This window comes from Xanthomonas arboricola (assembly GCF_003353015.1).
GTDB classification, from domain to species: Bacteria; Pseudomonadota; Gammaproteobacteria; order Xanthomonadales; family Xanthomonadaceae; genus Xanthomonas; species Xanthomonas arboricola_E.
In genome coordinates this window covers 513,546-536,843 of sequence record NZ_QREM01000001.1, presented here as the reverse complement: position 1 = coordinate 536,843, position 23,298 = coordinate 513,546, and the positions used below count along the sequence as shown (strand labels likewise).

General features: G+C 67.1%; 22 protein-coding genes. 4 read left to right on the top strand and 18 right to left on the bottom strand.

Annotated features, from left to right (window positions below):
• Positions 1-7: 7 nt before the first annotated feature.
• From kdpA to C0541_RS02380, 4 genes are all read right to left on the bottom strand, one after another.
• A complete protein-coding gene (gene kdpA / locus C0541_RS02400) occupies positions 8-1,822 on the bottom strand; it encodes a potassium-transporting ATPase subunit KdpA (protein WP_115045511.1) in 1,815 nt (604 codons plus the stop codon).
• A gap of 15 nt (positions 1,823-1,837) precedes the next feature.
• Positions 1,838-1,930, bottom strand: a complete 93-nt coding sequence (locus C0541_RS02395) for a potassium-transporting ATPase subunit F (RefSeq protein ID WP_006452907.1) — start codon at positions 1,928-1,930, stop codon at positions 1,838-1,840.
• 1,041 nt (positions 1,931-2,971) lie between these two features.
• The gene (locus C0541_RS02385) at positions 2,972-3,388 is read right to left on the bottom strand and encodes a VanZ family protein (RefSeq protein ID WP_115045509.1); all 417 of its coding nucleotides are present in this window, start codon (positions 3,386-3,388) and stop codon (positions 2,972-2,974) included.
• The gene (locus C0541_RS02380) at positions 3,376-4,629 is read right to left on the bottom strand and encodes a class I SAM-dependent methyltransferase (RefSeq protein WP_024939666.1); all 1,254 of its coding nucleotides are present in this window, start codon (positions 4,627-4,629) and stop codon (positions 3,376-3,378) included. The genes C0541_RS02385 and C0541_RS02380 overlap by 13 nt, the downstream gene beginning before the upstream one ends.
• Here C0541_RS02380 and C0541_RS02375 point away from each other — a divergent pair.
• Positions 4,628-5,365 carry a pteridine reductase gene (locus C0541_RS02375; RefSeq protein WP_115045508.1) on the top strand — a complete coding sequence of 246 codons (738 nt, stop codon included), beginning with the start codon at positions 4,628-4,630 and terminating at the stop codon, positions 5,363-5,365. The two genes, C0541_RS02380 and C0541_RS02375, sit on opposite strands and share 2 nt — an antisense overlap.
• A 12-nt stretch (positions 5,366-5,377) precedes the next feature.
• On the opposite strand, the gene folK is transcribed toward C0541_RS02375, so the two are convergent.
• The 5 genes from folK to C0541_RS02350 form a co-directional block, all read right to left on the bottom strand.
• Entirely contained in the window at positions 5,378-5,890 is a 513-nt protein-coding gene (gene folK, locus C0541_RS02370; RefSeq protein ID WP_115045507.1) for a 2-amino-4-hydroxy-6-hydroxymethyldihydropteridine diphosphokinase, read from the bottom strand.
• A gap of 91 nt (positions 5,891-5,981) precedes the next feature.
• On the bottom strand, positions 5,982-7,484 hold the full coding sequence (locus tag C0541_RS02365; protein ID WP_115045506.1) for a hybrid sensor histidine kinase/response regulator: 1,503 nt from the start codon (positions 7,482-7,484) through the stop codon (positions 5,982-5,984).
• 3 nt (positions 7,485-7,487) lie between these two features.
• On the bottom strand, positions 7,488-7,928 hold the full coding sequence (locus tag C0541_RS02360) for a response regulator (RefSeq protein WP_115045505.1): 441 nt from the start codon (positions 7,926-7,928) through the stop codon (positions 7,488-7,490).
• On the bottom strand, positions 7,925-9,736 hold the full coding sequence (locus C0541_RS02355) for a sensor histidine kinase (protein ID WP_115045504.1): 1,812 nt from the start codon (positions 9,734-9,736) through the stop codon (positions 7,925-7,927). The genes C0541_RS02360 and C0541_RS02355 overlap by 4 nt, the downstream gene beginning before the upstream one ends.
• Positions 9,737-10,020: 284 nt before the next feature.
• The gene (locus tag C0541_RS02350; protein ID WP_161959843.1) at positions 10,021-10,392 is read right to left on the bottom strand and encodes a BON domain-containing protein; all 372 of its coding nucleotides are present in this window, start codon (positions 10,390-10,392) and stop codon (positions 10,021-10,023) included.
• A gap of 151 nt (positions 10,393-10,543) precedes the next feature.
• Here C0541_RS02350 and C0541_RS02345 point away from each other — a divergent pair, with 151 nt between their 5' ends.
• Positions 10,544-11,611 carry an oxidoreductase gene (locus C0541_RS02345; RefSeq protein ID WP_115045503.1) on the top strand — a complete coding sequence of 356 codons (1,068 nt, stop codon included), beginning with the start codon at positions 10,544-10,546 and terminating at the stop codon, positions 11,609-11,611.
• A gap of 208 nt (positions 11,612-11,819) precedes the next feature.
• Here C0541_RS02345 and gnd read toward each other — a convergent pair whose 3' ends face one another.
• The 8 genes from gnd to C0541_RS02305 form a co-directional block, all read right to left on the bottom strand.
• Entirely contained in the window at positions 11,820-12,761 is a 942-nt protein-coding gene (gene gnd, locus C0541_RS02340) for a phosphogluconate dehydrogenase (NAD(+)-dependent, decarboxylating) (protein WP_115045502.1), read from the bottom strand.
• Positions 12,762-12,781: 20 nt separating this feature from the next.
• A complete protein-coding gene (locus C0541_RS02335) occupies positions 12,782-14,152 on the bottom strand; it encodes a hypothetical protein (protein ID WP_115045501.1) in 1,371 nt (456 codons plus the stop codon).
• A 141-nt stretch (positions 14,153-14,293) separates the two neighbouring features.
• On the bottom strand, positions 14,294-14,674 hold the full coding sequence (locus C0541_RS02330; RefSeq protein WP_115045500.1) for a glycine zipper 2TM domain-containing protein: 381 nt from the start codon (positions 14,672-14,674) through the stop codon (positions 14,294-14,296).
• Positions 14,675-14,719: 45 nt separating this feature from the next.
• Positions 14,720-15,511: a DUF2242 domain-containing protein gene (locus C0541_RS02325; RefSeq protein WP_161959842.1), complete on the bottom strand. Its 792-nt coding sequence runs from the start codon at positions 15,509-15,511 to the stop codon at positions 14,720-14,722.
• A 74-nt stretch (positions 15,512-15,585) separates the two neighbouring features.
• Positions 15,586-16,650, bottom strand: a complete 1,065-nt coding sequence (locus C0541_RS02320; RefSeq protein ID WP_115045498.1) for a DNA methyltransferase — start codon at positions 16,648-16,650, stop codon at positions 15,586-15,588.
• Entirely contained in the window at positions 16,643-17,716 is a 1,074-nt protein-coding gene (locus C0541_RS02315; protein ID WP_115045674.1) for a hypothetical protein, read from the bottom strand. The genes C0541_RS02320 and C0541_RS02315 overlap by 8 nt, the downstream gene beginning before the upstream one ends.
• A gap of 46 nt (positions 17,717-17,762) precedes the next feature.
• Positions 17,763-19,166, bottom strand: coding sequence for a nicotinate phosphoribosyltransferase (locus tag C0541_RS02310; protein ID WP_115045497.1), 1,404 nt, complete (start codon positions 19,164-19,166; stop codon positions 17,763-17,765).
• 125 nt (positions 19,167-19,291) lie between these two features.
• Positions 19,292-20,347 (bottom strand): bifunctional nicotinamide-nucleotide adenylyltransferase/Nudix hydroxylase, encoded by a 1,056-nt coding sequence (locus C0541_RS02305; protein WP_115045496.1) that lies wholly within the window; start codon positions 20,345-20,347, stop codon positions 19,292-19,294.
• A gap of 162 nt (positions 20,348-20,509) precedes the next feature.
• Here C0541_RS02305 and C0541_RS02300 point away from each other — a divergent pair, with 162 nt between their 5' ends.
• Positions 20,510-21,376: an endonuclease/exonuclease/phosphatase family protein gene (locus C0541_RS02300; RefSeq protein WP_115045495.1), complete on the top strand. Its 867-nt coding sequence runs from the start codon at positions 20,510-20,512 to the stop codon at positions 21,374-21,376.
• Between the two features lie 53 nt (positions 21,377-21,429).
• Here C0541_RS02300 and C0541_RS02295 read toward each other — a convergent pair whose 3' ends face one another.
• A complete protein-coding gene (locus C0541_RS02295) occupies positions 21,430-22,314 on the bottom strand; it encodes a LysR substrate-binding domain-containing protein (protein WP_115045494.1) in 885 nt (294 codons plus the stop codon).
• A gap of 202 nt (positions 22,315-22,516) precedes the next feature.
• Between C0541_RS02295 and C0541_RS02290 the strand changes: the two genes are divergently transcribed.
• Positions 22,517-23,260, top strand: coding sequence for a sulfite exporter TauE/SafE family protein (locus C0541_RS02290; RefSeq protein ID WP_115045493.1), 744 nt, complete (start codon positions 22,517-22,519; stop codon positions 23,258-23,260).
• Positions 23,261-23,298 lie beyond the last annotated feature (38 nt).

Sequence of the window (23,298 nt, the reverse complement as noted above, 5' to 3'; positions counted from 1 at the left end):
CAAACTCTCAGGACGCCGCCAGGGCGAGGTGTTCAGCGATAGGACCCAGCACCAGTGCCGGCATGAACTGCAGCACGGTGAGCACCAGTACGATCGCCATCAGGGTCAGCGCGAAGGTTGGCGTTTCGACCTGCAGGCTGCCGGCCGACTCGGGCGCACGCCGCTTCACTGCCATGCGCGCAGCCACCATCAGCGGCAGGATCAGCGCGGGATAGCGGCCCAATGCCAGCACCGCCGAGCAACTCAGGTTCCACCAGTACGTCGCATCGCCCAGCCCTTCGAAGCCCGACCCGTTGTTGGCGAAGGCCGAGGTGTACTCGTAGAACACCTGGCTGATGCCATGGAAGCCGGGATTGGAATTGGCCGTCACTGCAGGCACCGCCAGCGCCACCGCGGTGAAGCCCAGCACCACCAGCGGCTGCAGCAGGATCAGCAGCGCAAGCAGCTGCACCTCGCGCGCTTCGATCTTGCGGCCGAACAACTCCGGCGTGCGCCCGGTCATCAGACCGGCCAGAAACACGCTCAGCAGCAGATACACCACGAACTGCTGCAAACCGCAGCCGACGCCGCCCCAGATCGCGTTGATCAGCATGTCCACCAGCGTGACCAGGCCGCTCAACGGCGCCAGCGAATCGTGCATCGCATTGACCGAGCCGTTGGAGGTCTGCGTGGTCAACGCCGCCCATAACGCGGACGCATCCGCGCCGATACGCACCTCCTTGCCTTCCATCACGGCAGCCGAGCTGGCACTGGCCGAATGCGCTTCGGACCACAGCAACAGCGCGGTGGACGCGGCCGACATCGTCAGCATGGTGCCCAATACCAGGGCGGTGAGCCGTTTGCGCCCGGTCAGGTAGCCGACCATGAACACCACGCTCATCGGCAACAGCACCAGCGCCAGCGTCTCCAGCAGATTGCTCAGCGGCGTGGGATTTTCCAGCGCCACCGAACTGTTGGGGCCGTACCAGCCGCCGCCATTGGTGCCGAGCTGCTTGACCGCGACCATCGCCGCAACCGGCCCGACCGGTATGGTCTGCCTGGGCATGCCGGCACTGCTGTCCAGCGGTGCGGCAGTGGCCGCACCCTGCAACGTGGAGGGCACGCCCTGCCAGCCAAGCAGCACCGTCCACAGCAGGCACAACGGCAGCAGGACGCGCACGCTGGCGCGGATCACATCGGCCCAATAATTGCCGACGTCCGCGTCCGGCAGGTCCTCCATGCCGGAACCCGACGGCTGCCGTCCCTGGCGTGGCATGCCCATCTCCGGAGCGTCCGGCCCAGCCACCAGTGACTTGCTGCCCGCCGCCGCATGAGGCAGCAGCGAGGCATCGGACAGCGTTGCGGCAACTCGCCCACCGAACAAGGCGCGCAAGGTCGCCACTGCCAACGCCAGGCCCATCATCGGCGTCACCACCTGCAGGCCGACGATGCCGCTCATCTGCGCCAGATACGACAACTGCGCCGGGCCCGAGTAATGCTGCTGGTTGGTGTTGGTGACGAACGACACCATGGTGTGCAGCGCGGTATCCCAGCGCATGTTCGGGACGGCGTCCGGGTTGAACGGCAGCCACGCCTGGGTCATGAACACTGCCCAGGTCAGCAGGCCGACAACCAGGTTGCTGAGCAAGAACGCCACCGCATAGCCGCGCCACGACATGCCCTGCTGCGGGCGGGTGCCGAGCAGTGCATACAGCGGCCGTTCGATCCAGCCGAACAGCGCATCGCCGCGCATCGGGGCGCCGCGCATCACCGCCGCCAGATAGCGGCCAAGCGGCCAGGCCAGCACGATGGCCAGCGCATAGACAAGGAGAGTTTCAATCATTGGAGCGCACTCGCATCAGAAGTCTTCGGGGCGCAGGACCACGTACAGCAGGTACGCAGCGGCAACCAGCACGGCCACGCCGCACAACAGGGACAACCAGGCAGGCATGTCGGCTACTCCCCGAGACGCGCGCAACGCGGCGCGATGGAGACGGTGTGCGGCGGCGCATGCAGCATCTGCGGGCCGACGAGGCAAAGCGCTGCCGCACCGCGCGCGCAGCGGCGATGGAGCAGACAGGTCAAGGGATGCATCGGAATCGTCCAGGGCGGAACCGCTCCGCCAACCTGCGCAGTGTCTTCCCGCGCTGCGTAAAGTCGCTATGGACCTGCGACAGCCGCCGCGTAAATTCCGCATAAATGCTGCGCAGCGACGGTGTGCAGTCGGGTATCCCGACCATGCAGCCGTTTCAGGCAACCACGGCGTCTAGCCCATCCACACCCACCGGTGCCAACTCAGGACGACCAGCTTTTGAGTCAGGGCGTTATGAAGCTGTAGCGACGCTCTGCCGGTCAAGGGCGCGGTGCCCTCACCGCCTGCGGGAGACGCCGTGAACCCATCCTTGGCGGCGCGGTGGCGGCATCCATGCCGCCACACGGTCCCGCAACCGGCGAGGACACCGCACCAGACAGTTNCCCATCCTTGGCGGCGCGGTGGCGGCATCCATGCCGCCACACGGTCCCGCAACCGGCGAGGACACCGCACCAGACAGTTGGTCGGCGCTCATCCAAAAAGCTATCTGTACTACGGAGCGCATCAGACATGGAGCCGATGCTTCATGATGGAGGCGCACCCAGCACTGCTCTTAACTTTGCGCACCGACCCTCTCGACTGGTCCTTGCCCGCTCACCGTCGCGGGACCCTGAGCGGCATGGATGCCGCGCCGGAGCCTACAGGGACGTACTTGCGGCGTGTCCCGCGANGACCCTGAGCGGCATGGATGCCGCGCCGGAGCCTACAGGGACGTACTTGCGGCGTGTCCCGCGATGGTGGGCGGGCAAGGGCCCTGCAGAAAAACCGCACATCACCCGCTCTACAGCTGATCTATCCGCAGAGCCGAAGATCGGCCACTCGTCCTTGCAGCGTGTCCCGCCATGGTGGGCGGGCAAGAGCCCTGGAGGAAAACCACAGATCAACCGCTGTACACGAGACCTATTCGCGCGGCCCGAACAGGCGCTTGTCCATCCGTAGCATCACCCACCGCAGCGGCGTTCGTGCCAGGCACAAGCCGGCGAGGATGCCCAGCGTATCGGCCAACGCATCGTAAGGATCCGCGCTGCGGTTGGTGGTCAGTGCCCCTTGCGCGATCTCGATGCCGATCCCCAGCAGCACCAATCCGAATGCCGCAGACAACAGCGCGCGCCGGGTGGCGAACAGCTGCACCGCCCCCCAGCACAACAATGCGAACGTCAGGAAGTGCTCGCCCTTGTCGCTGTTGGACGGCAGTTCCGGAAACTCCGGCGGCGGCCCCAGGCACACTGCGATCACCACCAGGATGGCCGCGAGCCACAGGCCTACCCACAACCGTGGTCGATGGAACGGCCGCAGCGCCGGGCTCACAGCCGCCATGTGAGATCGCCCGCCAGAAAGGCCGGCGCAAAGTCGACATCGCGCGCAAACCCCATCACCTGGAAGCGCTCGCCCATTTCGCTGGGCAAGGTCAGCCGCTTGATCTGCTCGCGCAAGCGCATGCGCCCTACTTCATCGGTACGCGTATCGGCCTGTGCCAGCAACGCATCCAGGCCGTTGCCGAGCAGGAAGCTCGCTTGCGTGCAGTAGCCGGCCAGCTCGAAACCGGCCCCGGTACCGGCCTCGGCCAGCGCGGTGAAGTCCACCGATGCGGTCAGGTCCTGCAGGCCCGGCCAGCGATACAGATCCTCATGCATGCGGTGGCGATAGAACGCGCGCAAGGTGCCATCCTCGCGCTGCGCACGGTAGAACTCCCCACGCGGGTAACCGTAGTCGACGAACAGCATTGCACCGCGCTTCAAGCCGCCGGCCACGGCCTGGATCCAGTACGGCAACTGCGGCAGCAACTCGGAGCGATAGCCATCGGCGAAGGGCTGCTCCAGATAGCGTTCCAGATGCCGCACTGCCGCGCCCAGCAAGGCGTCGGCCGGCTGCTCGCCGCGCGCGAACTGCTGCTGCGCATCCAGCACCACGGTCTCCTCATACACCTCGCCGTCGCGCAGCGTGAAGCGCGGCGTGGGCAATGCGTCGATCACTTCGTTGGCGAACAGCACCCCATCCCAATCGTCCGGGAACGGACCGTCCAGCCACTCGACCAGGTCGAACACCGGCGGGATCAGGCTACGTCCCAAACGCTCACGCTGACGCTCGCGCAGGTCGGCGCTGGGCTCCAGGATCGCGTAACGCTCCGGCAGCGCATCCAGCTCGAGCAGGCGCTTGAGCGTGACTTCGGCGAATGCCCCGCTGCCACCGCCCACTTCCAGCACGCGCGCCTGCGGCCCGAGCTGCTGCAGCACCGGCGCCAGCGCACCGGACACGGTGGCCGCGAACAAGGGACCCAGCTCCGGTGCGGTGACGAAATCGCCCGCCTCGCCGAACTTGCTGGAGCCGGCGCTGTAGTAACCCAGGCCCGGCGCATACAACGCCAGCTCCATGAAACGCGAAAATGGAATCGCACCACCGGCGGCGGCGATCTCGGCGCGCAGATGCGCGGCCAGCCGATCGCTGTGCGCCAGGGCGTCCGGATCGGGAGTAGGAAGGTCGGCGTGCATGCGGGCACCGGTTGCGGGGACAATGCACAGGATAGCCGAGCCCTTTGCAACGCCGAGCGAGTACGCCATGACAGACAGTTCCAAGGTGGTGTTGATCACCGGCGCAGGTCGCCGCATCGGCGCGCAGATCGCCACCACGCTGCATGCGGCCGGCTACCGCGTTGCCCTGCATGCGCACCGCTCCGGCGAGGCGCTCGGCACGCGCGTGGCGCAGTTGTGTGCCCTGCGCGCCGGCAGTGCGCAGGCCCTGCACGCCGATCTGCGCCTGCCGGAAGCGCCGGCGCAGCTGGTCGCCGACTGCATCGCCGCGTTCGGGCGCCTGGATGGCGTGGTCAACAATGCCTCCGCGTTCTATCCCACCGCACTCGGCACAGCGACGGCGGCGCAATGGGACGAGTTGTTCGCCGTCAACGCACGCGCGCCGTTCTTCATCGCCCAGGCGGCCGCCGCGCAGCTGCGCCGGCACCGCGGCGCCATCGTCAACCTCACCGACCTGCATGCGCAGCAGCCGATGCGCAACCATCCGCTGTATGGCGCATCCAAGAGCGCGCTGGAGATGCTGACCCGCTCACTCGCGCTGGAGCTGGCACCGGAGGTGCGCGTCAACGCGGTCGCGCCCGGTGCGATCCTGTGGCCGGAGGAAGGCAAGCCTGCAGACGCCAGGCAGGCGTTGCTCGCGCGCACGCCGCTGGCGCGCATCGGCACGCCCGAGGAAATCGCCGAGGCGGTGCGCTGGCTGCTGGACGATGCCGGCTTCGTCACCGGCCACACCCTGCATGTGGATGGCGGCCGCCAGCTCAGTTGAACCGCAACGACGCTAGCGCGCCACATCCAGCGCCGGGGCCGGATCCAGCTGCACCGTGGTGAACGCGATGCCGTACTGCGGATGCGCCTGCCACAATGCGGCCAGGGTCTGCCCGCTCAGCGGATCGACGAAGTCCGGCGCGATATCGGCCAGCGGCTTCAACACGAAGGCATGCCTGAGCTCGGGCCGCGGGATGCGCAGATGCCCGGGGCCTTCGACGATGCAGTCGCCGAAGAACACCACGTCCACATCCAGGGTGCGGTCGCTGAAACGCGGGCCGCTGCGATCGCGGCCGTGCGCATCTTCCAGCGCATGCAGCCAATGGTCCAGTGCCTGCAGGTCCATGTCCGTGTCCAGCGCCACGGCGTTGTTGACGAAGTCCGGCCCGTCGAAGCCCACTGCCGGCGTGCGATACGCCGGCGAGATGGCAAGCTGGCCGAAGCGCGCGCGCAAGGCGTCGACGGCCAGGCGCAGGTAGTGGGTCGGCTGGACGTTGCTGCCGAGGCTGAGGAGCACGGTGGTCATGCGTTATTCGCGCATGCGGCCCGCATCAGCGTCAACTGTTGCAATCGTGCCGCATCCGGGGCTGGCGCCCGCTGCGTGCCGGGGCCGGGCCTCAGGCCACTTCCAGCGCATGCGCAACGGCGCGGAACACCCGGCGCATCTCCAGCGGTTTGCGCAGTACATGCACCGGCAGATCGGGCGGGAAGTACGAACGTTGCAGCGGCGCGCCGACATCTTCGAGCACGATCGCCGGACCTTGATAGCCCAGCTCCTGCATGCTCAACAGCACGCTCACCGCCGAGAGCTGGATGATGTCGCTGTCGATGATCACCAGGTCCGGCATCGCGTGCTGCTGCACCAGCTGCAGCGCCGCCGCACCATCGCTGGCCAGCTGCGGCTGGTAGCCCTGGCTGGACAGGGCATTGCCCAGCAGCGACAGGCGCGTGGCCTCGCCATCCACCAGCAGCACGCGCTGCCCACGCCCCAACGCCAGCGGCGGCTCGGTGTCGGCAACCGTCAGCGTGGCCGCACGCATCGGTACGATCATGTCGAAACGCGTGCCCTCGCCCAGGCGGCTGTCGACCACGATGCTGCCGCCGTAGCTTTCCACGATGCGCTTGCAGGAAATCAGCCCCAGGCCGGTGCCATCGGCCTTGGTGGTGAAGAAGGGACTGAACAGGCGCGCGCGGGTGTCCTCGCTCATGCCCACGCCGGTGTCGGCCACGCTCATGCGCACCCGCGTGCCGTCGTGGCGATCGGCCGACAGGGTCAGCATTCCGCCGCCCGGCATCGCCTGGATCGCGTTCAGGCCCAGGTTGAGCAGGCATTGCTGCAGCTCGGTGTAGTTGGCCTCGATGGTCAGATCCAGCGGGATCGTGTCCATCTGCAGGCGCACGCCGTCGGGCAGGCTGCTCTTGAGCAACATCTGCACGGCCTGGAACAGGTTGGCGATCGACACCTGCTCGCGCGGCTTGTTGGAACCACGCACGAACGAGAGCATCGACTCGGCCATCTCATGCCCACGCCGGCCGCACTCGGCCACCACGTTGGCCAGCTGGCGCAGCTGCGGATCTTCGGTGCGTCCGGCCAGCAGGTCGGGCACGATCAGCAACGGCTGCAGGATATTGCGCAGGTCGTGGCTCAACCCGGCTGCCAGCATCGCCAGGCTTTCCAGCCGCTGCGCACGCATCAGCTCGCTCTCCACGCGCTGGCGTTCCAGGTCGGCACGCGCCTCGCGGATCGCACGGATCACCGCGCTCGGCAGGCGGGTCGGGTTGTGCTTGATGATGTAGTCGTTGGCGCCATCCTGCAGCGCCTTGACCGCAGTTTCCTCGCCCATGGTGCCGGAGACGAAGATGAAGGGCGTGGCGCCGCTCTGGCGCACCAGGCGCAGCGCCTGATGGCCGGAAAATCCAGGCATGCTCAGATCCGACAACACGATGTCCGGCTGGAATTCATCCAGCGCGGCGCGCAGCGACGGTTCGCTGTCCACGCGCTCGAACGCCGCATCCAGCCCGGCATCGAGCAGCTGATCGGACAACAGCTCGGCGTCTTCCGGCGAATCTTCCACCAGAAGGATCTTCAGCTGCTCCAGTTTCCCCCCCTCATGCGGCATGGTTCAGTCCAGCTCCGGTGCCTGGTTGATGACCGCCCAGAAGGTGCCGAGCGTCTTGACCGCGTTGAAGAACTGATCCACGTCCACCGGCTTGACCACGTAGGCGTTCACGCCCAGGTCCCAGCTGCGCGCCAGGTCGCTCTCTTCGCGCGAGGACGACAGGATCACCACCGGCAGGCGCTTGAGGGTTTCGTCGCTGCGGATCTGCTTGAGCACTTCCAGCCCGTCCAGGCGCGGCATCTTGATGTCCAGCAGCAACACCGCCGGCAGGCCTTCCTCGCGATCGGCGAAGATGCCCCGACGCAACAGATAGTCCATGGTCTCCACGCCGTCCTCGACGTGCACGATGGGATTGGCCAGGCGGGCTTCGCGCAAGGCGTCGACGGCCATTTCCGCATCGGCCGGGCTGTCTTCTGCCAGAAGAATGGTACGGATGGCGGTCATACAGTGAACTCTTGGTTAGGCGCTTCAAGCGCAGGGGGAAGCACGAAATAGAACGTGGCGCCTTCGTCGACCGCGCCCTCGGCCCAGATCCGGCCGCCGTGACGCGTCAGCACGCGCCGCACGCTGGCCAGGCCGATGCCGGTGCCGGCGTATTCGCTGGCCTTGTGCAGGCGCTGGAACACGCCGAACAACTTGGCGCTGTATTCCATGTCGAAGCCGGCGCCGTTGTCGCGCACGCTGAACTGATGGCCGCCGTCGGCCATCGGTGTGTAGGTGATCTCGATCCTGGCCACCGTGCGCTTGCCGCTGTATTTCACCGCGTTGCCGAGCAGGTTCATCCACAGCTGGCGCATCATGTTCTCGTCGGCCACCAGCACCGGCAACGGCGCGATATGCCAGTCCACACGGTGGCCGGTGTTCTCGCTCTGCACGTTGGAATCCAGGATCGCGCGCGTTTCCGACACCAGCGACTGCATGTCCACCGCCTGCAGCCGCAGCGCGCTGCGCCCCAGGCGCGAATACACCAGCAGGTCGTCGATCAGCGAGGCCATGCGCCGCGCCGAGCTGCTGATCACTTCCATGTAGTGGCGCGATTTTTCGTCCGCCGCATCGCCCAGATGGCGTGCCAGCTTGTCGGAGAATCCAGCCACATGGCGCAGCGGTGCGCGCAGATCGTGCGAGACCGAATAGCTGAAGGCCTCCAGCTCGCGATTGACCTCCGACACCTGCTCCACCTTGCCTTCCATCTGCCGGTTGAGCTCCTGGATGCGCAGCTGCGAGGCCTTCTGCAGGCTGATGTCGCTGACCGTCATCAGCACCACGTCTTCGTCGCTGGTGTCCGGCAGCGGCATGCGCCGGGCGTTGATCAGCATGGTGCGCAGCACGCCATCGGCGGCGCGCTGCTCGTGTTCGTAATCCCACAACTCGCGGCCGCGCAGCAGCACATCGGCCAGCCGCTGGTGGATCTGCGCATCGCGCCACACCCCCTCGCCCACATCGTCCAGCGCCATCGATTCGTTGCCACGCTCGTTCAGGCCGTACAACTCGGCAAACGCCGGGTTGTGCAGCAGGATGCGCTGACTGGAGTCCAGCAGCACGATCGGCTCGCGCACGGTCTGCAACACCGACGAGGCGCGGCCGTTGGCGCGCAGGTATTCCTGCTCGGCCGCCAGGCGGCGAAGGATCTGCCGCTGCAGCAACCAGGTCACCGTACCCAGCAGCAGCAATTGCACCGCCAACGTGGCCCAGCTCAACAGCGCGTAATGCGAACGCTCGGTCTCTGCGCGCGCATCGCGCAGCTCCAGCAGCTTGCCCTCGGCCTCCTGCAACTCGTCGACCAGCACGCGGATCGGGTTGTTCAAGGTCATGTCGTCGATCAGCGCGCGGATCTGCGCGGGGGCAGTGGTCACCGCAATCCGCTCGGCCAGCAACAGGCGTCGCTCGATCGTGCTCTGGATCCGCCCCATCCGCACCTGCTGGGCGGGGTTGTCCTTGGTCAGCACGATCAACCGCTGCACGGCGTCCATCGACTCGCGCCGGCCGCGCCGCATGCGCTCCAGCAAGGCCGGGCGCTGCACGCCATGCGAACGCATCAGGGCCGCCGACTCGGTATCGCGCATCGCCGCTTCCAGACGCTGGGCGGTCTCCTGCACTTCCTGGCTATGCGACACCCACCTTGCGGCCTGATTGGCGTTGTACGCCATCTGCTGCAGCAGCAACGACGGCACCACCACAATCAGGAACACGGCAACTACCAGTGACGGCAGGCGCCAGCGATCCCATCTGTCTGCTTGGACCGTTGTCTGCATTGCTAGGTCTGTGTCCGCTCGCTGCCGGGGGCCCCGAAGGCAAGTCGGCATTGTCTCCGATCAGGCCCAGGATGAGATTAACGATTCAGCCTGGTCACCCATACGGTGACATAGCTGAATGGGCATATCATAAGTGCAGTAAACGTGAAAATGGCGCGAGCACCTCGCGCCCGTTGGTCCGCCCGCCTCGCGCAGGCAACAAAAAAGGCGCACCCCATGGAGTGCGCCTCGTGCTCGGATCGGCCGCCTCGCCTCGGCCGGTCCGGCATTCGCTACCGCTGCAATTACATCTTCGCAGCGACGACCTTCAGGCCGGTGGACTTGACGCTCTTGACGCCTTCGATGCCCTTGGCAACCGCCACGGCCTTGTCGTGCTCGGCCTTGGTGGCAACCGTGCCGGTCAGGGTAACGATGCCGTTCTTGGTCTCGACCTTGACGTCGGTACCAGACACGTTGTCGGTGGCCAGCAGATCGGCCTTCACCTTGGTGGTGATCCAGGTGTCGGTGACCGGCTTCTTGGACTCGTTCATGCCGGCGGCATGGTCCTTGTGATCGGCATGTTCCTGCGGCGCGGCAAATGCCTGCGAAGCGCCCAGGGTCAGGCCGAGCGACAGTGCCACGGCCAGCAGCTTACGAACCTGTGTCATGTTCTTCATCGGATGGTCCCTCCTGTTGAATGTGGCCGTAGTGTGCGGCGGCGTTCGTCGTGCAGACGTGACTGCCGGATGCAGAGACCGTGAACCCGGCGCACACAGGCGGGTGCAATACCATGCAGGCCTCCTCCGTCGTTGCGATGAACCGTTTTCAATGCCTAAACCGTTCAATCTGGCCCTCGTCGGCTATGGCTATGTCGGCCGCACCTTCCATGCCCCGCTGATCGCCGCCACTCCGGGCCTGGCCCTGTACAGCGTGGTGTCGTCCAAGCCTCAGCAGGTCCAGACCGACTTTCCCGATGTCGCGGTGCTGGCCGACCTGGCGATGGCACTGGCCGATCCCGCGCTGGATGCAGTGGTGCTGGCAACCCCCAACCAGACCCACGCGCCGTTCGCGTTGCAGGCCCTGGCAGCCGGCAAGCACGTGCTGGTCGACAAGCCCTTTGCGCTGGACGCCGCGCAGGCGCGCGCGGTGGTGGCTGCCGCCGATGCGGCCGGGCGCATCGTCAGCGTGTTCCAGAACCGGCGCTGGGATGCGGACTTCCTCACCGTGCGCCGGCTCATCGACGAAGGCCAGCTGGGCGAGGTGGTGGAATTCCATTCGCACTTCGACCGCTTCCGGCCGCAGGTGCGCGACCGCTGGCGCGAAAGCGACCTTCCTGGCGCCGGTCTCTGGTACGACCTGGGGCCGCATCTGCTCGACCAGGCGCTTCAGTTGTTCGGCACGCCGCAGGCGGTCGGCGCGGATCTGCAGCATCAACGCAACCAGGCACGCAGCGACGACTATTTCCACGTCACCCTGCGCTATCCGCGGCTGCGGGTGATCCTGCATGCCGGCTCGCTGGTGGCCGACAGTCGCCTGCGCTTTGCGGTGCACGGCACCCGTGGCAGCTATCTCAAGCACGGGCTGGACACGCAGGAAGACCAGCTACGCGCCGGGCGCCGCCCTGGGACCGCCGGTTGGGGCGTGGACCCGCTCCCCGGCACGCTCACCCGTGTCGACGACGAAGGCCGCGTGCACACCCACCAACCCGACACCACGCCGGGCGACTACCGTCAGTGCTATGCCGCCTTTCGCGACGCGCTGGCCGGTGCCGGGCCGGCACCGGTCAGTGGCGCCGACGCGGTGCAGGTGATGGAACTGCTGGAGCTGGCGCAACGCAGCGCCGCCTCCGGCCAGGTGCAGTGGCTGGAAGGCGCAAGCGCGGCTTCGCGCTGTTGATGCAAGGCCGGGCGCCGGTGTAGGCCCCCGGCCGATATTCGGCATCGGCATCGGCACGCACGCGTCCTGCGGTGCCGCGTGCGGACACCGCATCAATGCGTACTGCAATCAGTCGGCGGGCACGCCGGCAGTCGCCAGACACGGACGCAATGGAACAGATCTGCACGGCGCGCCCGCCCTGCGGGCGCGCAGGAGTCGGCGCAACCGCTCAGGCGTCCTTGCTGCCGATCGTCGGCGCGGCTTCCGTGGTGGTCTTGACCGCGTGGCCACCGAACTGGTTGCGCATGGCGGCCAGCAATTTGTCGGTGAACGAATCCTTGTCGCGCGAACGCAGCCGCTCCATCAGCGACAGGGTGATGATCGGCGCCGACACTTCCAGGTCGATCGCCTCGGCCACCGTCCAGCGGCCCTCGCCCGAATCGGCCACGAACGGTGCGATCCCGGCCATGGTCGGATTGTGCGCCAGCGCGTCGGCCGTGAGATCCAGCAACCACGAACGCACCACGCTGCCGTCACGCCAGATCTCGGCGACCTGGTGCAGGTCCAGCGCAAAGTCGGTCTTGTGCTGCATCAGCGCGAAGCCTTCGGCATAGGCCTGCATCATTCCGTACTCGATGCCGTTGTGGACCATCTTGGTGAAGTGGCCGGCACCGCTCGGCCCGACCCGGCCCCAGCCCTTGTCCGCTGCCGGCGCCAGCGTGGCCAGCACCGGATGCAGCGTGGTCACCGCCGCTTCGTCGCCGCCGACCATCAGGCTGTAGCCTTCCTGCAGTCCCCAGACGCCGCCGCTGGTGCCGCAGTCGACAAAGGCGATACCGCTGGCCTGCAGCAGCGCGGCGCGGCGTTGCGAATCCTTGTAGTACGAATTTCCGCCGTCGATGACGATGTCGCCGGCCTGCAACAGCGGCAGCAGCTGCGCCAGGGTGTCGTCGACGATCTTGCCCGCCGGCACCATCAACCACACCACGCGCGGGCTCGGCAGCGCGGACACCAGCGCGGCCAGCGCATCGGCAGCGACAATGCCCTTGGCCTGCGCACTGCGACGCGCGCTTTCGCCCGGATCGTAGCCATGCACGCGGTGTCCGCCATGCACCAGGCGCTCGGCCATGTTGGCGCCCATGCGGCCCAAACCCACCATACCCAGTTCCATAATCGCTCCTTATGCTCTGATCAGTGCAGGGTGCCACGCCCGGCGTACGCTGGCGTGGCGGAATTCTCAATGGATTGTTCCGCCTCGGTGCCGACGCCGCACTGTTGCAGCTGCCAGTCGATCCAGCGCCAGTACAAGGTGCTGCGCAGGTTGTGCAAGGTCAGGTCGATGGCATACGGTGTGCGCGGGTTGCGATCGAGCAGGCGTGCCACGTGGTACCCGATCGGCTTGATGCCCTTGGGATGCACGTACACCAGAAAGCCCTGATAGAACGGGTCATCCAACAGGCTTTGCAGCGTTTGCAGGCGTGCCTGCTGTTGCGCATCGAGCGTGGCGCGCAGTGGTGCATCGCGCTCGTACAGCAGCCGCTCGAAGCGCCGCTTGCCCGGCCCGCGCAGCTGCCTGGCCAGCTCCCAGATCTGCCGGTTGCGCGCGTCGTAATACGCAAAGCCGCCATGCTGCGCCAGCGCCTGCGCGGCTGCATCGCTGACGTCCACCACCACGAAGTTTTCGGCCTGGTTGTGGATGTCATCCAGGTAGGACTTGTCGAACACATGCGCGATGAACCCCGGCGCGCCGACAAATGCCTGGCGCCCCAGTTGCGCCGTCTTTACCGCCTTGCCGTCGGCGAAGAACTCGCCGGCATGTGCACCCAGCAGGATGCTGTCGGTGTCGTGCAGGGTCAGGAACGTGCCGATCGATACCTCGCCAGCGCTGAACACCTGATCGAATCCCGCATCGCCATACAACTCGCGCTGGGTGGCCAGTTGGGCCACCTGCCGTCCCACCCCGCATTCGGAGCGCACCTGGCCGCGATAGAACGCATCCAGCGCCTGCGCATTGCTGCCGCGCGGTTGATAGCCACGCCCGAAACTGCGAAAGCCGCTCCAGCCCTGCGACGCCGCGCCGCGCCAGCCGAAGCCGATCCAGCCCAGTTGCAGCGCCGAAAACCGATAGCCCGGGTTGTCCTGCAGTTGCGTGGCCGCGCGCCGCGTGGCCGCACCGACTTCGAACGCATACGCACATTGGGTGGCGGTATCGTCCAGCAAGGCCACGAGCGTGGCCGCGCGTTGTTGCGCGTTCCAGCTGGCCGGCAGCGTCAGCTGCAGATCGCCGGCCGCGCGCGCCTGTGCCAGCGAAGCGCGCGTGCACGGCGCGCCGCGCTGGACCACCGGCGCGCTCACCGCCGCGTTGCCGATCTCCCAACCGAGCTGGCGCAACAGGGTGTCGACGCAGTCCACCGGGGCCTTGCGCGCGGCCTCGCTCGGTGTGGCCGAGGCGGCCTGCAGCAGCTGCGCGGCGAGCAACGCAGCTGCGCACAGGCGCGCGCACAGGCGGCCGCGCCGCCCATGCGATGCAGCCACAGGTGCTGCTGCGGACCCAAGCCGCATGTGACCGGCCTGCCATCGCATGCGGGAGCTCCGGAAAACACTCATCTAGGCAAAGTGATGCGGATCGGCAGCAAGGCGCTGCACCCTCAGACGTAGAAAGCCCCGGCAGGACCGGGGCTCGCGGGATTCAATGCATCGGTCTCAGCGACGTTCGCAGACGCGCTCGACCTGACGATTGCCGTTGGTCTGCTGGCGGTTGCCCTGGATGGTGCGGCCCGCTGCGCCGCCGGCGACCGCGCCAGCCACGGTGGCCAGCTTCTTGCCACTGCCGCCGCCGACCTGGTTGCCGAGCAGTCCACCGATGGCAGCGCCGGCGACGGTGCCGCCGATGCGATTGGGATCGGTCGAGTTCTTCTGCACTTCGACATTGCGGCAGCGCACGCGCGTCCCGTCGCCGAACTTGCGGCCTTCATCAGCTTCGGTGTAACGCTGCTGATGCGAACGCGTTTGCGCCTGCGCCAAGGTGCTTGTCGCCATCAACGCGATCAGGGACATACCCACGAGGGAATTGCGCATCTTCATCGTCTGTCTCCATCTCGCCCCTTCGGCGCTGTCTCTTATACACATCTAGATGTGTATAAGNTCGGTGTGCGGCGGCTCGGCAGGCGTCGGTGGCGGGTCCTGCGCTTCCACCGGCAACGGCGCCACCGGTGGCTGTGCGACAGGCGACTGCGTAACAGGCATTGCATCCGATGGCGGCGCCGTGGCGGGCGCGGTGGTCGCCTCGCCCGTCTGAGCGGCCGCGGCTGCCGCAGGCCTGGGCGCCACCGGTGCCACCGACGCCGCATGCGCTGGCGGCACCGCAGCTGCGGCTGCCGGCACTGCCTCGGTGACCTTGGGCAGATACGAATTCAGACGATCGAAGAACCGCTTGTAGAAGGCCGCGTCCTGCACCGTGGTGCTGGACACGCGCACCAGCGAATCGCCGCTGCTGCCGACCGGCAGCGACAGCGAGCCGAGCACGCCGACCCCGACGCTGGCCGAGGTCGAACTCTTCTTCAGCGCGTAACGGTCCTGCAAGGCGCTGACGAACACCTGCGCCTTGCCGCCGTCCTGCGTGGCGCAGGAAATGCGCAGGTTGAGTTGTTCGCTCTGCTCGGCTTCCTTGAGCTGGAAGTTCTTGCTGCCTTCCACCGCGGCGGCATCGGCACGCGTCACCGCATAGCCCTGGCTCAGCAACACCCGGCGCGCAGCCTCGCAGGCCTGCGGCGAGGTGGCCGCCACATTGCGCGAATAGGTGTCGTCGGAATTGAACGACTCCCGCATCAGCATCGTGTCGCCCTTGCTGCCGCCGCAGCCAGCCAGGGTTGCCAGCGCGCCAAGCAGGGCGCCGCGCGCAATCAGGGAAGAACGAGACATGGAGACATTCCGGCATCCAAAACCGGCACAGAGGATAGCCGCAACCGATGTGCGCGCGGCGTCGCCTGGCCGGCTCAGGGCAACGGCGGTTCATCCGCCGGCAGTTGCAGGTCCAGCTGCAGGCGGCTACCGTCTGCGCCGATGCGCTCGGCGCGCAGATAGTGATGCGCACGCACCGCCGCCAGCGCGACCGGCGCCCGGCATGGCTCGCCCCACAGGCTCAGGGCGAATCCCTGCGCCTGCAGCCACGCGGTGAGGCGGTCCCAGAGCGGCTGCTCGGCCTGCAGGATCAGGTCCAGATCCGCCGGCCCCTCCGGCACCGACTCAGGCGCCTGCAGCCAGCGCGCGTAGCTGCCGTGCAGCTCCACCGGCAGGCCTTCGGCCCGCAACGCGTGCAGCAGCTGCGCTGCCTGCTGCAGGTCCAGCCGCGCACGGCAGTGCTGGAAGATCAGTGCGTACTCGTGGCTGCGATTGCTCTGCGTGCCTGCAGGCGCCAGCGCTGCGCCCGGCCGCCGGTAGCACAGCACCCGTTCCTCGCGCAGGGTGAACAGGCTGGCAAGGATCCGCCCCAGATCCCAGGCCTGCGGAATCACCCGCCCGCCGACGACGACGTTTTCCACCATCGCCACACCGAACCCACCCGGTCGCAACCGCTTGCGCAGCGCATGCAACACCGCGCGCATGCCGGACAGATAGCTCGCGTAATCGGCACTGGCGTACAGCTGCCCGGGCAGCACCGCACCGCGCCAGTGGCAACCGAAGTACGGCACGTTGGTCAGGCACAGGTCGATCGCTGCGGCGGGCGCGGTGTCGACCAGCGTGCCGACCACCACCGGCGCCTGCACGCCGTGCCGCTGCAGGCGCGTACGTGCCAGTTGCGCGCGTGCGGCATCGATCTCCATGCCATGCGCGCCACGCCCTTCCAGCGTCGCCGCCAGCAGCGTGCTGCCGAATCCGCAGAACGGGTCGAACACCTGCGCGCCCGGTGCGCTGAAGTGCCGCGCGAACGGGCGCATCTGGTTGACCCAGCCACAGTCGCGCCCGCCAAGCGGATCGGCTGCGCGCAAGGCCTCGGGCAGTGCCCAGCGCGGGTCATCCTCTTCCGGCGTCCACCAGCTGCGCTGATCGAGCTCATCCATCGGCCGGATCCCACAGCACATCGGCGTCCGGATCCCATCCCGCGCACAGGCGGCCGTTGGCAAAGAACACCAGCTTGTAGAGGTCGCCGCTGGCGTGGCGTGCGTGCATGGCCGCGTAGTCGGCACTTTCGAACACCACCTCCAGGCCGTCTTCGCTGCGCATGCGCAGATTCCAGAAATAATAGCCCTCGGTCATGCCGTCCATCTGCCAGCGCGGCCACCACGGCTGCTGCATGCAGTCCGCCAGCAGGTGCTCCATGCCGATGCGATGCTGCGCGATGTACCGCCAGGTGCCGTTGCTGCGGTACGCATCGTCCAGGCGCGACAGTTCGCGAAAGATCACCTGCGTGGCGCCACAGCTGCGTGCCCATGCCAGGTACTGCGCCAGCGCGTCGGCAGTGTCCACCCCGCCGCGCTGCACGATGCAGACCAGCCGCACCGGCAGGCGCGCTGCAAGGCGTTGCGCCGTGCGCGCAAAAGTGGCCGCATCGGCAATGGGTTCGCCGGGACGAAAGCGCATGATCGCGTCGTTGCCGGCCTGCAGTGGGTGGTGGCGCGACAGCTCGATCCACGACAGGCCGAACTCGACCAGGGCATCGATCAGCTGCGCGCCCTGCGCGCGCGCAAAGCCGGCGCCGTTGCTGTACAGCACGCGCTGCTCCACGTGCGGGCCGTCGGGTGTCGTCGCCAGCGTCTGCAGCAGGGTCTGCAACCAGTCCGGATCGTCGGTCATCTCCAGGCCGGACAGCGAGTACGACAACGGCAGCCCGTGCAGCAGCTGCAACGCGGCGCGCAACTGCGCAAAGTAGTCAAGCCCTGGCCGCAACATCGCTGCCGCCGCGCCACCATGCTGTTGGCGCAGGTTTTCCGAACAGAATCCGCAGCGCGCCGAGCACGGCCGTACCGACGCATACGGAGTGAAAGTGATCGGCAGCGCGGCCCGGTACATGCGCGCGCCGATGCGCAATGCATGCCATCGGCCGCTCTCGCCCTGCTGCGGCACGCGCCGCCACAGGCTGGGCGCGGCGGCGCGCAACCCGGCCAGCAGCGGCGAGGCAGACAGCAACGCGTCGTCATCGATGGCGCGCAGGGCGGTGCCTGCGTGGCGCACGTCAGCGGCGCGCGGCGTCGGCACGTGCGCGCACCTGCTCCAGGGTCCACTCTTGCTGCATGACCCCGTTTTCCCACACCGTCACCAGCGCATCGTCGCTGTCTGCATGCGTGCCGACCTCGTCCAGCAACGCACTGCGATAACGGCCATCGCCACGATTGCGCAGCAAGGTCAGCCGACCGCGCTTGCTCTGCTTGCCCTTGTCGGTGACCGGGTCCTTGTAGACATCGATCCATTGCCCGTCCACGCGCACGGCCGAGCACTTCAGCGCGAACTTCTGCGTATCGCGATCCACCTTCTGCAACAGCGCACCGCCCATGCCGAAGGCGACGTTGTCGGCGGAGTATCCGGCAGCGGTGATGCGTTCGAGGATCGCGCGCAGCGACTGCGGATTGATGCCATCGCCCTGGATCACCCGCACATGGTTGAGCACCTTGTAGCCCTTGCTATTGAGCTGATGGCCGAAGGCCTCGTCCAGCAGCAGCAGGCAGTGCTCGACCACGTCCACCGGCTCGCCCGAATCCGGTCGGATCACCACCGTGGCGCCGGAGGCGATCACCTGCTCGCGCAAGGTGGTGCCCCAATGCTCGCGGATCGCGTGGTAGATGTCGTAGCTGTCCGACACCACCGCCACCAGCGCGCCGGGACGCGCGAACTGCGTCAGCATGTTGCGGTACGCATCGGCCTCGCGCTCGCGGCCCCAGCTGGTGATGGTGCTGTGCTCGGCGGCGGGAATCGAATACCCCGCCACCGGCGTGTGGTAGTGCGCACGCGCCAGCAACAACGCCGACAAGGTATCGGTGCCGAGGAAGTTCACCAGATGCGCGGCACCGCCCAGCGCGGCCGAGCCAAGACTGGAGACGCCACGCGCGCCGAAGTCATGCAGCTTGAACGGCAACTGCCCTTCCGGATCGTCGCTGGTGCGCTGCAGGTAATCGCGCACGACCTGCTTCACCTGCCAGCTCACCGTGGCCACCGTCACCGGGTACCACACGCGCAACAGCAGTGTTTCCAGATACGAGGGCACCCAGAACGCCTTGGGATCGGTGGATTCGATCGTCATCAACACATTGTGCGTGGGCACCACCGCGCCTTCGGGCACGGCGCGGATGCGGATCGGCAGTTGCCCACCGAGACGATCGACGATGTCGCGCCAGCCGGCTTCGTTGAACGGCTCGCCATGCGCGGCCAGCAACGCCTTCGCATCGTCGATGTCGGCGTGCGTGACCGGCCGGTTGATCGCTTCCTTCAGGATCGACTGCAGGCCGAAGAACACGGTCTGGTCGTAGACGCCACCGCGTGATTCCACATAGAAAAACGCCGCATCGGTGCCGGGTGGATACTGCAGCCAGTGGCTGGCCTTGTAGCTGTCGGTGTTGAGCAGCAGGTTATCGAGGTAATGCATGACGGAAGCTCCTTCGCGTCGGGTGAACCGGCGGTCTGTCCGCCGGCGGGAGGCTACGGTTCAAGCCGATCGTGGACTGCGCGCGGACGCGCTGGGTGGATGACGGCACGCATCCGTTATCGCCCTCAGCCGCGACCCAGGAAGAATTCGAGGATATGCAGGTGATCTTCGTACAGGCGCGGCCCCATCGCCATCACTTCGGCAAGCGGAATCCAGCGCGCCTTGTCGGCATCGTCGCCCCCGCGCACCGCCGGCAACTCGCCGGCCGGAAACTCGAAATGGAAGGCATGGGTGATGGTGCGCCCGCGCAAGCTGCGCTCGGGATGATCGAACACCTGGCGCCCACGCAACGAGCCCTTGAGCACCGGCACCGGCACTTTCAGCCGGGTTTCCTCGCGCAGCTCGCGCAGGCAGCCGTCCAGCAGGCCTTCGTCCTGGCCGACAAAACCGCCCGGCAATGCCCACAGGCCCTTGCCGGGCTCGGCGCGACGACGCACCAGCAGCACGTGGCCCGAATGCACCACCACCGCATCGGTGGTGACGAAGGTCGGCGGATACGGCGCGTCCTTCCACGCGGCGCGATACTGCTCGATGAAACGGTATTCGGCCACCAGCTGTGCGTAGCTTGGCGAATTGCGCCGGAACGCTTCCAGCATGTCGTACACCGGCGCCGGCACATTGCCGCGCAGCATCAGCAGCCCACCATGGAAGCCGATCTCGCCGGCCTCGAACAGGTAGCGGCGCAGTTCGGTGGCCGACAGCGTGGCGGTGTGTTGCACGTCCTCCAGCGGCCACTGCGGAAACGCGCGCAGGTAATAGCTGCTGGCGTCCTTGTCCATGCCGATCAGGCCGATGCGGGCATCAAGCGTGCCGCCATCCGACTGCACGGCCTCGGCAACCTGCCGCTGTACCTCGGCAATCCACAGGCTTTCGTTGTACAGGTGATCGCGCAACGGGCGCAGGATCAGCCGCTGGCTCTCGCCCGGCAACGCGGACTCGATCATCACCGCGCGTTCGGCGACGGTCCACGGATTGCGAATGGTGCGAGGGGTGTCGGCAGAGCCGATCAACACGATGAGCTTGTTCGCCTTGCCCAGCGCATGGCGGGCGACGGCGGCGTGGCCGTTATGAAAGGGCTCGAAACGCCCGATAAACACCAGATAGTCGTACTGCGATGCCATGAGAATCCCTCACGGTTGGTTGGGCAGCCAGCGGTCTGTCCGTCGGCTTGCTGCAAATGCTACGCCGATGCGCAACGACGTCAAGCCGGTGCGGCGACGCAGCGACATCCGGTCATGCAGGCCGATTAGACTCACCGATTGGTCCCTGAGGAATCCGCCCGCATGCCACGCCTGTCCTTTCGCGCGATGTCACGTTCCTTGTTCGCTGCACTCGCGCTGCTGTGGATTGCCCTGCCTGCAATGGCTGCACCTGCGCCCGCGCCCTTGCGCGTGATGTCGTTCAACGTGCGCGTGCCGGTGGATACCGATGGCGACAAACGTTGGAGCGTGCGCCGCACGGCGATGCTGGCATCGATCGAACAAGCGCACCCGGACGTCTTCGGGACGCAGGAACTGGTGCAGGAACAGGCGCAGTATCTGGCTGCACAGCTGCCTGATTATCGCTGGTTCGGCAAGGGCCGCGACGCCGACGGCAACGGCGAACGCATGGGCGTGTTCTACGACAGCCGCGCGTTGTCGGTGGTGGAATCGGGCGACTTCTGGCTATCGGAAACGCCGCAGGTGCCCGGCAGCCGCAGCTGGAATACCGACCTGCCGCGCATGGTGACCTGGGCCTTGTTCGAGCGCCGCAGCGACAAGCGCCGCTTCTATCTGTTCAACACGCATTTGGCCCACCGCGACCAGGACGAGGCCGCCCGCGAGCACAGCGCGCGCGTCATTCTGGCGCGCGTTGCGACACTGCCGGCCGACATTCCGGTAGTGCTGACCGGCGACTTCAACAGCGATCCTGACCAGGGCACCTACCGCATCCTCACCGCCGCGCTTGGCGATGCACGCGCGCGCGTCCCGGAACCGCAAGGCCCGGAAAAAACCTTCCAGGACTTCACCACGCAGCCGACCCGACGCATCGACTGGATCCTGTTCCGTGGCCTGACACCAACACGCTTGGCCACGCTGGATACCCGCCCAGGCGGTGTGTTGCCATCCGACCATTACCCGGTGCTGGCCGAATTCGCCTGGCCGCATTGATCGTGCCGGTGCGGTGACACTGTCACGCGCCGGCCGGTCTGACGGCACGCAGCTCAGTCGCGTTGCAGCCAATCGACCAGCGCTTGCAGCATGGTCGATGGCGCAGACCCGTGACGCAGCACGATCGACAGTTGCCGAGGTGCCCAGGCTTCATCCAGGGACACCGTCACCAGCCGATCGCGTACGCATGAACGTTGCACTGCGGCGTGCGGAAGAATCGCCACGCCCATGCCTTGTGCGAGCATGCGGCACAACGCGTCGATGCCTTGCACCTTTGCACGCGTGCGCAACTGCATGCCGGCGCGGTTCAGGTGTACGCGCAGGTGCCGCTGCAGGGCGCTGTCGCCGGCCAGCCCCAGCGTGTCGATTCCGGTGAGTTCGTTCAATCGCAGCGTCGAGGCGCCAGCCAGTGGATGCGTGGCAGCCATCACCAGCACCAGCCGATCCTCACGGAACGGCAGCACCTGCAGCCCACTGACGTCGGCGTGGCCTGCGACCACGGCGATGTCGGCGCGTTCCTCGCGTACCGCATCGGCGGCTTCGTCGCTGCCCTGCTCGGTCAACGCCAGATCCAGCTGCGGATGGGCGATGAGAAAATCCGCCAGCCGTTCGGGCAGCCATGCCGACAGCGCTGCGGTGTTGGCCGCCAGCCGCAGCGTCACCTGCCCGCCGCCGCCGTAGCCGCCCAGCTCCAGCTGCAAGGCCTCGGTCTGTCGCTGCAATTGCCGTGCGTGCCGCAGCAACACACCGCCGGCCGGGGTCAGGCTGACACCGCGGCGCCCGCGTTCCAGCAGGACGGCGCCCGCTTGCAGCTCCAGCGCACGGATCCGCGCGCTGGCAGCCGCCAACGACAACGCTGCCCGTTGCGCGCCGGCAGTGATGCTGCCTGCCTCGACCACCGCGATGAACAAGCGTAAATCGACAAATTCCAGATGCATGAGCGCTCCACAGGCACGTGTACGTCAATCGAGGTGCACCGGCCGCCGCCAAGGCAGCCCGGCCATCCAGCCACCCGGGTAGCCAACTGGCCATGGCTCCTTCAACGCTCCGCATCCCATGCCTCGGCCTTCGGCTGTACCGAAGCCTGCATCAAACAATCCCGCATTGTCCGCGGCAGAACAAGCCCGGATCCTTGCGGGCATGGAGACCTTGCACACCCATTGGTATCTGATCGCAGGGATTTTCCTGCTGGCTGGCTGGGTCAAGGGCGTGGCCGGGATGGGCTTGCCGACTGTGGCAATGGGGCTGCTGGGTCTGTGGCTGACACCTGCCGAGGCAGCGGTGTTACTGGCGCTGCCTTCGCTGGTGACGAATGTGCAGCAAGCCTGGGGACCAGACACGCTCGCGCTGTTGCGGCGCCTGTGGCCGTTGCTGGCAACCGTGACGCTCGGCACCTGGCTGAGCGCAGGAGTGATGACAGGCGCCGATCCCACCCTGGTCCGCGCCGGGTTGGGTACGCTGCTGGCGCTGTATGCCCTGCTTGGGCTGGCCCGCCGACAGTGGACGCTGCAGGCGCGTCACGCCCCATGGGCCGGACCACTGGCCGGCCTGGTCACCGGCCTGTTGAGTGGCGCCACCGGCGTGTTCGTGCTGCCATCACTGCCTTACCTCACCGCATTGCAGCTCCCGCGCGAGCTGTTGATCCGGTCGCTGGGCTGGTGTTTCGGCGTTGCGACGCTGGCGCTGGCCATCGCCCTGGCCTGGCACGGCGCGCTCCCCGGCACGGCGATCGTTCCGTCGCTATGGGCGCTGCTGCCTACCGCCATCGGCATGTGGCTGGGTGCCTGGGTACGCGATCGCATTTCCGCCGAGACGTTCCGGCGCTTGTTTTTCACCACGCTGCTGGTGCTCGGCCTGCAAGGCGTCTGGCAGGCACTGGCCTAAGGCCAGGTCGGACGCGATGAAGCGTTGCAAGGCATACG